Origin of the sequence: Streptomyces sp. LHD-70 (genome assembly GCF_031157275.1) — a bacterium.
Taxonomy (GTDB): domain Bacteria; phylum Actinomycetota; class Actinomycetes; order Streptomycetales; family Streptomycetaceae; genus Streptomyces.
The window spans coordinates 293,159-304,590 of the sequence record NZ_JAVIFW010000008.1 but is presented as its reverse complement, the minus strand read 5'-3'; the positions used below and the strand labels follow the sequence as shown (position 1 = coordinate 304,590).

Here is an 11,432-nt window from a genome sequence, read left to right as displayed (position 1 = left end):
TACGTCTGTGAGGGTGCCCTTCCCGGGGTCGCTCGCATCGTGGACGTGACTTTGAGACTCCTCCCGAGGGGTTCCCGGAGGCGTCTCCGGGGGTCTCTCCGAGGGTCTCCGCGACGTCCCTGGCGGCGAACCTGACGGGGGTGAACTTCATATCTGACAGGGTGTCAGCAAACTACGAGTTGAGGTAGGTGAGCACCGCCAGAACGCGACGGTGATCCCCCTCACTCTGGGACAGGCCGAGCTTCATGAAGATATTGCTGACGTGCTTCTCGACCGCCCCGTCGCTCACCACCAACTGCCGGGCGATCGCGGAGTTCGTCCGCCCCTCCGCCATCAGGCCGAGCACCTCGCGCTCGCGCGGGGTCAGCCCCGCCAGGACGTCCTGCTTGCGGCTGCGCCCGAGCAGCTGCGCCACCACCTCCGGGTCGAGGGCCGTCCCGCCCTCGGCGACCCGCACCACCGCGTCGACGAACTCCCGCACCTCGGCCACCCGGTCCTTGAGCAGGTAGCCCACGCCACGGGTCGACCCGGCAAGGAGCTCCGTCGCGTACTGCTCCTCCACGTACTGCGAAAGGACGAGTACGCCGAGACCCGAATGGCTGCGCCGCAGCGCGACCGCCGCCCGTACCCCTTCGTCGGTGTGCGTCGGCGGCATCCGTACGTCCGCGACCACCACGTCCGGCAGCGCGTCCTGCGCGGCCAGCTCCCCAACGGTCTTGATCAGGGCCTCCGCGTCGCCGACTCCCGCGACGACCTCGTGTCCCCGATCGGTGAGGAGGCGGGTCAGGCCCTCCCTGAGCAGCACCGAGTCCTCGGCGATGACCACCCGCACACTGTCCTCCACGATCCGTACGCCCCCACTCCGGTCCCGCCCCGACGACGGAACCAGCATCCCAGCATTCGGTCACCGCTGCGCCCGAGTGCCGGGATTGCTTCGAGTGTCGGCGGGCCGGGTCGACTCCGGGTGGAAGCCTGGAGGAGGGAGGTCCCTCGCCAGTCGTACGTGGCCTCTCGGCAGTCGTACGTGAACTCTCACGGTCGTACGTGGACTCACCCGTCGTACGCGAACTCTCAACCCCGCCAGGGCAGTTCGGCCGTCACCCGGGTCGGTCCGCCCGCCGGGGAGTCCACGTCCAGGCCCCCGTCCACCGCGCCGAGCCGCCCCGCGAGACCCGCGAGACCCGTACCCGCGGCGGGGTCGGCGCCGCCCCGGCCGTCGTCCGCGACCTGCACGAGCAGCCGGTCCTCGACCCGCCACACCTCCACCGAGGCCGAGCGCGCACCGCTGTGCCTGCTGACGTTCGCGAGGAGCTCCGAGACCGTGAAGTACGCGATGCCCTCGATGGCCGCGGCCGGCCGGTGCGGCAGGTCCACCTCGACCCGGACCGGCACCGTGCAGCGCGCGGCCAGGGCGGAGAGGGCGGCGTCGAGGCCGCGGTCGGTGAGGACGGCCGGGTGGATGCCGCGGGCCAGGTCGCGCAGCTCCTGGAGCGCCAGCTTCACCTCGCCGTGCGCCTCGTCCACGAGCCGGGCCGCCTCCTGCGGGTCCTCGCTCAGCTTGTCCTTCGCCAGGCCCAGGTCCGCGGCCAGACCGGTGAGCCGGGCCTGCGCCCCGTCGTGCAGCTCCCGCTCGATCCGGCGCAGGTCGGCGGCGGCCGTGTCCGCGACCACTCCGCGGTCCGACTCCAGCTCGACCACCCGGGCGTCAAGGCGGGAGGCGCCGAGCAGTCCGGCCACCATGACCCGGTCGACCGTCGTCAGGGCCCGGATCAGCCACGGCGTGACCAGCGTGACGAGCAGCCCGACGGCGGCCGTGGCGCCGATCTCGAAGGGGGTGTCGAGATAGAAGCTGTTGCGCCCGCCCTCCTCGCCGTAGACCTGGATGCCGTCCACGCCCACGTACGCCGGGAACACCCACCGCCACAGCGGATAGGTGAGCAGCGACCAGCCGACCGACCAGAACGTCACCGCCACCGTGAACGCGAACACCGCCCACGGGAAGTGCAGCACCGCGTACAGCAGGCTCCGCCAGGACGTGCCGCTCTTCAGCACCGCCCCGATCCACGCCATCGCGCCGGGCTTGGCCGCCCGCACCGGCCGCGGCTCCGCCACGTCGAGGCGGAGCAGCCCGCGCGCCCGCGCCCGCTCCAGTACGCCGAAACCGCGGCACCCCGCGAGCGCCGCGGCGAGCACCGGCACCCCGAGGAACGTGACGAGCAGTCCGGCGCCGAGCGCCACCATCGTCACCGCGTACGTGAACATCACGATGCTCAACGGCAGGCTGACGAGGAGATGCCCGAACTCGCGCCAGGTCCTCGCCTCGACCGGAGCGCGCAGTGCGGGCGGCAGCAGGGGGCGCCGCGCGGGATACCCGGGCCGGGTTCGCTCTCCGTACTCCATGGCCATGAGGTCATCCGTTTCTGCTCGTGGGCGTGGGCGTGGGCCGCTTCCGCGCGTGGGCTGCGGGCGTGTTCGGTGTTCCGATGGGGTACGTCCACCCTCCTCCGCCGCCGCCCCGCCCACCATGAGGACCGTCGCCGTCTTCGACCGGGGGTTTTCCCCACCCCCGGACGGGAGTTGAGCCCGTTCTGGATGGCGGTCGGGTCCGTTTCCCGGCGGCAGTCGAGTCCGTTTCCCGGCGGCAGTCGGGTCCGTTTCCCGGCGGCAGTCGGCACCGTCTCCGGACGGCAGCCGAGTCCGTGTCGTCAGCCGTCCGACCGGTCGCGCCAGGGGAGTTCCGCCGAGACCGTCGTCGGGCCGCCCGCCGGGGAGTCCACGACGAACAGGCCGTCCACCGCGCCGAGCCGGTCCGCGAGCCCCGACATGCCCGTACCGCCGTCGAGCGAGGCACCGCCGCGGCCGTCGTCCTCGACGCGGAGCAGCAGCCGCCGGTCCGCGCGCCACACCTCGACCGAGGCCGAGCGCGCACCGCTGTGCTTGCTGACGTTCTGCAGCAGCTCGGAGACCGTGAAGTACGCGATGCCCTCGATGGCCGGCGCGGGCCGCTCCCGCAGGTCGACCGTCACCCGGACCGGCACCGTGCAGCGCGCGGCGAGCGAGGAGAGCGCGGCGTCGAGGCCGCGGTCGGTGAGGACGGCCGGGTGGATGCCGCGGGCCAGGTCGCGCAGCTCCTGGAGTGCCAGCTTCACCTCGCCGTGCGCCTCGTCGACCATCGCCGCCACGGTCGCGTCGGCCTGCCCCTCGAGCAGCTTCTCCTTGGCGAGGCCGAGGCCCATCGCGAGGTTGACCAGGCGGGCCTGCGCCCCGTCGTGCAGATCGCGCTCGATCCGGCGCAGATCGGCGGCGGCGGTGTCGACTACCGTGCCGCGGTCCGACTCCAGCTCCGCGATCCGCCGCTCCAACTCGTCGGACGGGCAGAGGAGTCCGCGCGCCATCGCCCGGTCCGCGTTGCTCAGCCCGCGTACGACGAACGGCAGCATCGGCCACAGCACGATCAGCGCGACCAGGGTGAGCGTGAACGTCAGCACGCCCCACGGCAGCCGTACGAACCCGTACAGCAGACTCCGCCAGCCCACCGGGTCCTTCAGGCGCCCCCAGGTCCGGGCGAGGAAGCCGTCGTCCTTCCGGAACGGCAGCGGGCTCGGCTCGTCCACGAACGTGCCGAGCAGCCGGCGCGCCCTGGACCGCTCCATTGAGCCGAGGCCGCGGGCGCCCGCCAGACCGAGGCCGAGCAGCGGCAGGCCGATCACGGTGACCGCGAGCGCGCTGCCGACAGCCACGACGACCACCACGTACACGAAGGAGAACAGCGCGAGCGGCAGATTGAGCAGGAGGTGCGCGACCTCTTTCCACGTCTGGCCCGCGAACGCGAGCCGCGCGGGCGGCAGGGGGCGCTGTCCGGTGGTCATGACGGACAGCCTGCCGGGCGGGCGGACCGGACGCCATGAGGTGTGCCGCCGGGACCGACGGGGGAAAACCCCACCCTGCATGTGAAGGGGCTGCTTACCCGTTCTTTAACAGGGCCTAGACTCCCGTGCGTACAGATCGTCGAACAGGGACACCGCGCCCTTGACCGGCCGGGACTCTTCCGAACCGCCGGAACAACGAGATCAACGAGATCAACGAGAACAACGAGATCAGGGAGCGAGGGGCCGACGTGCCGGGACCGACCGTTCTCGCCGCGGACTACTTCCAGAGCTACTCCGTCGTAGGACTGCTCGCCGTCATCGGCGTGCTCTTCGTCGCCGTCGCCTTCGGCGCGGGCCGTCTCCTGCGGCCCGTCGTACCGACCCCGGAGAAACTCCTCACCTACGAGTGCGGCGTCGACCCGGTCGGCGAGGGCTGGGCCCACACCCAGGTCCGCTACTACGTCTATGCGTTCCTGTACGTGATCTTCGCCGTCGACTCGATCTTCCTCTTCCCCTGGGCCACCGTCTTCGCCGATCCGCAGTACGGCGCGACGACGCTGGTGGAGATGTTCATCTTCCTCGGCTTCCTGGCCGTGGGCCTGCTGTACGCATACAAGAAGGGCGTCCTGGCATGGACGTGAACATCGGACCGAAGCCCGGCGAGGGCGAGCGCGGGAACGAGGGCGGTTCCAAGCTCGGCCCGCTGGCCCGGCTCGCTCCAGAGCCCATGAAGGTGGTCCTCAACTGGGGCCGCCGCTACAGCCTGTGGGTCTTCAACTTCGGCCTCGCCTGCTGCGCCATCGAGTTCATCGCCGCGTCCATGGCCCGCCACGACTTCATCCGCCTCGGCGTCATCCCGTTCGCCCCGGGCCCGCGCCAGGCCGACCTGATGGTGGTCTCGGGAACGGTCACCGACAAGATGGCCCCCGCCGTGAAGCGCCTGTACGAGCAGATGCCCGAGCCGAAGTACGTGATCTCCTTCGGCGCCTGCTCCAACTGCGGCGGCCCGTACTGGGACTCGTACTCCGTGACCAAGGGCGTCGACCAGATCATCCCCGTCGACGTGTACGTCCCCGGCTGTCCGCCGCGCCCCGAAGCGCTGCTCCAGGGCATCCTCAAGCTCCAGGAGAAGATCGCCCAGGAGTCCCTCGGCGAGCGCTACTCCGCCGCGGGGCGTCCGTCGGCCGCGGCCCTGCAGACCGGGCTTGTCGCACCTCCTGCTTCGGGTTCGGCTTCGGGTTCGGATTCCGGGTCGGGTGCCGGTTCGGGTTCGGGTGCTGGGTCGGGTTCGGGTTCCGGCTCGGGTTCCGGTTCGGCTTCGGGGGAGGGCGAGCGATGACGACCGGCTGGCTTCCCGACGAGGTCACCGAACTCTTCGGCCCGGACGCGACCGCCGAGGAGTCGTACGACCTGCTCACCGTCGACGTCCCCGCCGAGACCTGGACGACGGCCCTGCTCACGGCCCGCACCCGGCTAGGCTGCACGTATTTCGACTGGCTCAGCGCGGTCGACGAACCGGGCACCGGCTTCCGCGTCTCCGCTCATGTGGTGGCCCTCCATCCGGTACGCCGCCTCCTCGTCCGTACGACCGTCCCGCACGCGGCACCGGTGCTCGCCTCCGCCGTCGACGTCTACGCGGGCGCCGCCTGGCACGAGCGCGAGACCCACGAGATGTTCGGCGTCGACTTCACCGGCCACCCCGGGCTCGACCCGCTGCTGCTGCCCGACGGCTTCGAGGGCCACCCGCTGCGCAAGGACTTCGTGCTCGCGGCGCGGGTCGTGAAGGCGTGGCCGGGCGCCAAGGAGCCGGGGGAGTCTGCGGCGGGGGCCGCGCACGGCGCGCCCAAGCGGCGCCAGATGCTTCCGCCCGGCGTGCCCGACCCCAACGAATGGGGCCCGCTGAAGGGCCAGTTGCCGCCTGCGCCGGCGCGTCCGGCTCGGGGTGCGCGTGCGGCGGGTGCGGGTGCGGGTGCCGGTGGCGGGGCCGGGGAGCGTCCGGCTCGGCGTACCCGCTCGGCGAGCGCGGGCTCGGCCAGCCAGACGAGCGCTCCCGGCGAGGCCCCTTCGGGCGAGACCCCTTCCGGCGAGACCTCTTCCGGCGAGGCCGCGACGACGCGCCCTCGCCGTACGCGCAGCGCTTCGCAGGGGTCGGCGAGCCAGGCCGCGGCCGGGCAGGCCGGGCAGGTGGGTCAGGGCGCGGCCGGTCAGGCCGATCAGGGCGCGGCCGGTCAGGCTGCGGCCGGGACCGAATCGTGTACGCCTTCACCTTCGCCCTCGCCCTCACCTGCTGCCTCGTCCCCTCCGCGCCGTTCCCGCAGCGCGAGCCAGGGCTCGACCTCGCAGCGGGACACGCCGCCGACGGAGCCGTCGAAGGCGTCGCAGCCGTCGGAGGCGGGTGCATCGGAGCCGTCCGAGAAGCCCACGCCGCCCCGTAGCTCCGACGCCCCATGGCACAACCCCCGGCCCACGTTCGACGAGCCGGAGAGCACGGACAGCTCCGAGGCCGCCGCGGCCGAGCCCGAGGCTCCGGCTGAGTCGTCGGCCGAGCCCGAGGCTCCGGCTGAGTCGTCGGCCGAGCCCGAGTCGTCGGCCGAGCCCGAGGCTCCGGCTGAGCCCAAGACCCCGGCCGAGCCCAAGACCCCGGCCAAGCCCGACACCCCAGCCGCTCCCAAAACCCCGCCCGCGCCCGAAACCCCCGACGAAGACACCCCTGCCGGAGGCGACCCCGCATGAACGACGCCCTCGACGTCGCCCTGCGACTCCTCGTCGTCTTCGCCGTCTTCCTGGTCCTGCCCCTCGTCATCGGTCAGACCGAGCACAAGGTGATGGCCCATATGCAGGGCCGCCTCGGCCCCATGCACGCGGGCGGGTTCCACGGCTGGGCCCAACTCGTCGCCGACGGCGTCAAGTTCGCCCAGAAGGAAGACGTCGTACCCACGGGCGCCGACCGCCGTATCTTCCAGCTCGCCCCGGCCGTCGCCCTCCTGCCCTACCTCCTGGTCCTCGTCGCCATCCCGATCGGCCCCGGCGAGGGAGCCGTCGGCGAGGTCGTGGACGCGGGTCTCTTCTTCGTACTCGCCGTCATGGGCGTGGGCGTACTCGGATCGCTCATGGCCGGCTGGGCCTCCGCCAACAAATTCTCCCTCCTGGGCGGCCTGCGTACCGCCGCCCAACTCCTCGCCTACGAACTGCCGATGCTGCTCACCGCCGCCTCCGTGGCGATGGCCGCGGGGACCGTCTCCCTGCCGGGCATCGTCGAGGCCTTCGAGTGGTGGTGGCTGCCCTGGCAGATCGTCGGCGCCCTGGTCTTCTTCGTGGCCGGCCTCGCCGAGCTGCAACGCCCGCCGTTCGACATGCCGGTGGCCGACTCGGAGATCATCTTCGGCGCGTACACCGAGTACACCGGTCTCCGCTTCGCCCTCTTCCTCCTCGCCGAGTACGCCGGGATCGTCGTCCTGTGCGGCCTGACCACCGTCCTCTTCCTGGGCGGCTGGCACGGGCCGTGGGGTGCCGACGGGCTCGGCTGGGTGTGGACCCTGCTCAAGACGGCCGTCCTCGCCTTCCTCGTCATCTGGCTGCGCGTCTCGTACCCCCGTCTCCGCGAGGACCAGTTGCAGAAGCTCGCCTGGACCACGCTCGTCCCGCTCGCCCTCGCGCAGATCGCGCTCACCGGAATCGTGAAGGTGGCGATCCAGTAATGCCTCCGATCCCCGGGTCCGGCCTGGCCAAGGGCCTCGCCGTCACCCTCCGCACGATGACGCGGAAGACCGTCACCGAGCAGTACCCCGACGTCCAGCCCGAACTGCCGCCGCGCACCCGCGGTGTCATCGGCCTGTTCGAGGAGAACTGCACGGTCTGCATGCTCTGCGCCCGCGAGTGCCCGGACTGGTGCATCTACATCGACTCCCACAAGGAGACGGTCCCCGCCGCCACCCCGGGCGGCCGCGAACGCAGCCGCAACGTCCTCGACCGCTTCGCCATCGACTTCGCGCTCTGCATGTACTGCGGTATCTGCATCGAGGTCTGTCCTTTCGACGCGCTGTTCTGGTCACCGGAGTTCGAGTACGCGGAGACGGACATCCACGAACTCACCCACGAGCGGGACAAGCTCCGCGAGTGGATGTGGACTGTCCCCGCCCCGCCCGCCCTCGACGCCTCCGCGGAAGAGCCCAAGGAGATCGCCGCGGCCCGCAAGGCGGCCGAGAAACTCGCCACCCAGCAGCAGGCCGAGCCCGAGACCGAGACCGAGGCCTCGGCGGAGTCCCCGAAGGCGGAGGCCCCGCAGGCCGAGGCCCCGAAGACGGAAGGCCCGAAGACGGAAGGCCCGAAGACCGAGCCAGGGGAGGGCAAGCAGTGACCCTCGCCGCAGCAGCCCCGCAGGGTTTCCTCTCGCCGACCGGCGTCGAGATCGCCTTCCTCCTCGTCGGACTCGTCACCTTCGCGGCGGCGATCGTCACCGTCACCACGAGGCAACTCGTGCACGCCGCCCTGTGGCTGGTCGTCACGCTCGGCGGCCTCGCTGTCGAATACCTCCTGCTCACCGCCGAGTTCATCGCGTGGGTGCAGGTCCTGATCTATGTCGGTTCCGTCGTCGTACTCCTCCTCTTCGGACTGATGCTCACCAAGGCGCCCATCGGCCGCTCCCCGGACGCCGATTCGGGCAACCGCTGGGCCGCCCTCACCGTGGCCGTCGCCGCCGCGGCGACCCTGGTGTGGGTGGTCGTGGACGCGTTCCGCACCCAGTGGATCGACCTCGACGCACCGCAGGGCACCACCTCGGTCACCGGCGCGATGCTCTTCCAGCACTGGGTGCTGCCCTTCGAAGCCCTCTCCGTCCTCCTCCTCGCCGCCCTCGTCGGCGCGATCGCCCTCTCCCGCAAGTCCGACAAGGACGACGAAGCCGACGTGGCCGCCGCGAAGACCGGACCCGGGGCGGCCGCGAAGACCGGACCCGGGGCGGCCGCGAAGACCGGACCCGAGGCGGGCGCCAAGACCGGACCCGAGGCGGGCGCCAAGACCGGACCCGAGGCGGGCGCCAAGACCGGACCCGAGGACGGCGCCAAGACCGGACCCGAGGCGGGCGCGAAGTCCGCCCCCGACACCGCAGACAAGGAGCAGCGCTGATGCATCTCGCCTATCCCGCGGTGCTCGCGGTCCTGCTCTTCTGCACCGGCCTGTACGGAGTGCTCGCCCGCCGCAACGCGATCCTGGTCCTGATGTCCGTCGAGCTGATGCTCAACGCCGTCAACCTGAACCTGGTCGCCTTCGACGTCTGGCTCCGCGACACCCTGCACGCCGGCCAGGCCCTCACCCTCTTCACCATCGCCATCGCCGCCGCCGAGATCGGCATCGGCCTGGCCATCGTGCTGATGGTGTACCGCAACCGCGGCACGTCCGACGTCGACCGCCTCCGCGACACCGCCGAGTCCCCCGGCCCCGCGGGCCTCGACGAAGCGGCACCCGACGGCGCCGCCGACGCGACCCACCCCGACGCGACCGCCGCCGCGCAGAAGGCCGAGGCCACCGCGTGACCACCACGACCCTCGCCGTTCTCGTCCCCCTTCTGCCGTTCCTCAGCGCCGCCGCCGGACTGCTCCTCGGCCGCAAGGCCCCCGGCTTCGTCCGCCCCCTCGCGGTGCTGCCCACCCTGCTGTCGGCCGTCATCGCCGTACTGATCGCGGTACGTCAGGGCGGCGGCGCCGGCGGCGGCATCCGCCCCGTCGACGCGGCCACCGAGCTCACGCCCACCGGCTCCGTGCCGATCGAACTCGCCCTGCACCTCGACGGCTTCGCCGTCCTCGTCGCCGTCCTGGTCGGCCTCGTCGCCTCCTGCGTGCAGATCTACTCGACGGGCTACCTGCGCGACGACCCGCGCTACCCCTCGTACGCCGCTCTGGTCTCGCTGTTCACCTCCGCGATGTTCCTGGTCGTCTACTCCGGCGACCTGATGCTGCTGCTCGTCGGCTGGGAAGTCATGGGCATCTGCTCGTACTTCCTCGTCGGCCACTACTGGGAGACGCCCGAGGCGCGCGCCGCCTCCCTGAAGGCCTTCCTGGTCACCAAGCTCGGCGATGTCCCCTTCCTGATCGGTCTGTTCGCCCTCGCCGCCGACGCCGGGTCCTTCCGCATCACGAGGGTCCTCGACGCCGTCGCGACCGGCGGCCTCGACCACCCCACGCTGATCGCCCTGCTCCTCCTCGCGGGCGTGGCGGGCAAGTCGGCGCAGTTCCCGCTGCACACCTGGCTGCCCGACGCGATGGCCGGCCCCACCCCGGTCTCCGCGCTGATCCACGCCGCGACGATGGTCGCCGCCGGTGTGTACTTCGTGGCCCGTCTCCTCCCCGTCTTCGCCGCGTCCGCCGCCGCGCTGGTCGTCCTCGCCGTGATGGCCGCCGTCACGATGGTCGGCTCGGCGCTCGCGGCCCTCGCGCAGGACGACATCAAGCGCGTCCTCGCGTACTCGACCGTCGGCCAACTCGGCTACATGACCGGCGCCCTGGCCGTCGGCGACCGTGGCGCGGCCGTCTTCCACCTCCTCTCGCACGGCGCCTTCAAGGCGCTGCTCTTCCTCGCCGCCGGCGTGATCATCCACGCCGCCGGCACCAACTCCCTTGCCGCGATGTCCCGTATGACGGGCCTGCGGGACCGGATCCCCGACGCGTTCTGGACGATGACCGTGGCGCTGCTCGCGCTCGCCGCGATCCCGCCCTTCAGCGGCTTCTTCTCCAAGGAGGCCGTCCTCGGCGCCGCCGAGCACGCGGCCACCGGCCACACCGAGTCCGCCCCCGGATCGGCGGGCTGGATCGTGCTCGTCTCCGGCCTCCTCGCCGCCGTGCTGACCGCCGCCTACGCGACGCGGCTGTGGCTGCTCGCCTTCCGCCCGCCCGTCACCGGACCCCACCCCGTCCCAGGTGTGGTCGAGGCCCCGGACCACGGCAGGCAGCCGGTCGTGATGAACGTCGTCCTATGGGTGCTCGCCGTTCCCTCCCTCGTCTTCGGCATCACCGTCGGAGTGCTCCCCGACTGGTTCGACGGCCGCTCGCTCACGCCGACCCTCACCACCTCCGTCCTCGCCACCGGCCTCACCCTGGTCGGCGGACTCGTCACCTACGGCACCTGGCGGCACACCACGGCCCTGGCCGCCCGCGTCCCCGTGGGCGCCGTCGCCGCCCACCCGGGTGCCGAGCCCGCCGTCTCCGAAGCCGAGGCGATCGCCACGCACACCCCCGCGTACGGCTCGATCGCCTCCGCACCGGACCCGGCCGACCCGGGCCGCCTGCTGCTCGGCCCGCTGCACCGCCACGCGGCCGTCGGCTTCCGGGCGGATGCGGTCTACTCCGCGCTGTTCGTCCGCCCCACCCAGTTCCTGGCCACCGTCGTCCGCTTCCTCGACCGCGAGGTCGTGGACACGTACGTGCGCGGCGCGGGCACCCTGCCCCGCTGGCTCGGCGCGGCCGCCCGCCGCGCCCAGACCGGCAATGTGCAGACCTATCTGAGCGTGCTGCTCGCCGGATCCGCCGTCCTGGCCGTCACCGCCGTACTCGTCGCAGCGGGAGCCTGAGC

General features: G+C 72.1%; 11 protein-coding genes. 8 read left to right on the top strand and 3 right to left on the bottom strand.

The window, feature by feature from the left end; genetic code table 11:
• Positions 1-172: 172 nt before the first annotated feature.
• The 3 genes from RCO28_RS18305 to RCO28_RS18295 all read right to left on the bottom strand — a co-directional run bounded on the left by RCO28_RS18305 (position 173) and on the right by RCO28_RS18295 (position 3,869).
• Positions 173-832 (bottom strand): response regulator transcription factor, encoded by a 660-nt coding sequence (locus RCO28_RS18305; RefSeq protein WP_308942275.1) that lies wholly within the window; start codon positions 830-832, stop codon positions 173-175.
• A gap of 239 nt (positions 833-1,071) precedes the next feature.
• Positions 1,072-2,406 carry a sensor domain-containing protein gene (locus RCO28_RS18300; protein WP_308942191.1) on the bottom strand — a complete coding sequence of 445 codons (1,335 nt, stop codon included), beginning with the start codon at positions 2,404-2,406 and terminating at the stop codon, positions 1,072-1,074.
• Between the two features lie 299 nt (positions 2,407-2,705).
• Positions 2,706-3,869, bottom strand: a complete 1,164-nt coding sequence (locus RCO28_RS18295) for a sensor domain-containing protein (RefSeq protein WP_308942190.1) — start codon at positions 3,867-3,869, stop codon at positions 2,706-2,708.
• A 227-nt stretch (positions 3,870-4,096) separates the two neighbouring features.
• Between RCO28_RS18295 and RCO28_RS18290 the strand changes: the two genes are divergently transcribed.
• From RCO28_RS18290 to RCO28_RS18255, 8 genes are read left to right on the top strand one after another with little or no spacing between them, the layout of a single operon-like run.
• On the top strand, positions 4,097-4,510 hold the full coding sequence (locus RCO28_RS18290) for an NADH-quinone oxidoreductase subunit A (RefSeq protein WP_374991192.1): 414 nt from the start codon (positions 4,097-4,099) through the stop codon (positions 4,508-4,510).
• Positions 4,501-5,208, top strand: a complete 708-nt coding sequence (locus tag RCO28_RS18285; protein ID WP_308942188.1) for an NADH-quinone oxidoreductase subunit B family protein — start codon at positions 4,501-4,503, stop codon at positions 5,206-5,208. Before RCO28_RS18290 ends, RCO28_RS18285 begins: the two co-directional genes overlap by 10 nt.
• Positions 5,205-6,602, top strand: a complete 1,398-nt coding sequence (locus RCO28_RS18280) for an NADH-quinone oxidoreductase subunit C (protein WP_308942187.1) — start codon at positions 5,205-5,207, stop codon at positions 6,600-6,602. Before RCO28_RS18285 ends, RCO28_RS18280 begins: the two co-directional genes overlap by 4 nt.
• Complete coding sequence (locus RCO28_RS18275) at positions 6,599-7,567, top strand: complex I subunit 1 family protein (protein WP_308942186.1); 969 nt, start codon at positions 6,599-6,601, stop codon at positions 7,565-7,567. The genes RCO28_RS18280 and RCO28_RS18275 overlap by 4 nt, the downstream gene beginning before the upstream one ends.
• Entirely contained in the window at positions 7,567-8,226 is a 660-nt protein-coding gene (locus RCO28_RS18270; RefSeq protein ID WP_308942185.1) for a 4Fe-4S binding protein, read from the top strand. Before RCO28_RS18275 ends, RCO28_RS18270 begins: the two co-directional genes overlap by 1 nt.
• Complete coding sequence (locus RCO28_RS18265; protein WP_308942184.1) at positions 8,223-8,993, top strand: NADH-quinone oxidoreductase subunit J; 771 nt, start codon at positions 8,223-8,225, stop codon at positions 8,991-8,993. The genes RCO28_RS18270 and RCO28_RS18265 overlap by 4 nt, the downstream gene beginning before the upstream one ends.
• Positions 8,993-9,400 carry an NADH-quinone oxidoreductase subunit NuoK gene (gene nuoK, locus RCO28_RS18260; protein WP_308942183.1) on the top strand — a complete coding sequence of 136 codons (408 nt, stop codon included), beginning with the start codon at positions 8,993-8,995 and terminating at the stop codon, positions 9,398-9,400. Before RCO28_RS18265 ends, nuoK begins: the two co-directional genes overlap by 1 nt.
• Positions 9,397-11,430 (top strand): NADH-quinone oxidoreductase subunit L, encoded by a 2,034-nt coding sequence (locus tag RCO28_RS18255; protein ID WP_308942182.1) that lies wholly within the window; start codon positions 9,397-9,399, stop codon positions 11,428-11,430. Before nuoK ends, RCO28_RS18255 begins: the two co-directional genes overlap by 4 nt.
• Positions 11,431-11,432: the final 2 nt, after the last annotated feature.

Coding starts and splice junctions, on each gene's coding strand:
- RCO28_RS18285 (WP_308942188.1), top strand. CDS start 4,501: ATGGACGTGAACATCGGACCGAAGCCCGGCGAGGGCGAGCGCGGGAAC.
- nuoK (WP_308942183.1), top strand. CDS start 8,993: ATGCATCTCGCCTATCCCGCGGTGCTCGCGGTCCTGCTCTTCTGCACC.
- RCO28_RS18275 (WP_308942186.1), top strand. CDS start 6,599: ATGAACGACGCCCTCGACGTCGCCCTGCGACTCCTCGTCGTCTTCGCC.
- RCO28_RS18300 (WP_308942191.1), bottom strand. CDS start 2,406: ATGGCCATGGAGTACGGAGAGCGAACCCGGCCCGGGTATCCCGCGCGG.
- RCO28_RS18295 (WP_308942190.1), bottom strand. CDS start 3,869: ATGACCACCGGACAGCGCCCCCTGCCGCCCGCGCGGCTCGCGTTCGCG.
- RCO28_RS18280 (WP_308942187.1), top strand. CDS start 5,205: ATGACGACCGGCTGGCTTCCCGACGAGGTCACCGAACTCTTCGGCCCG.
- RCO28_RS18270 (WP_308942185.1), top strand. CDS start 7,567: ATGCCTCCGATCCCCGGGTCCGGCCTGGCCAAGGGCCTCGCCGTCACC.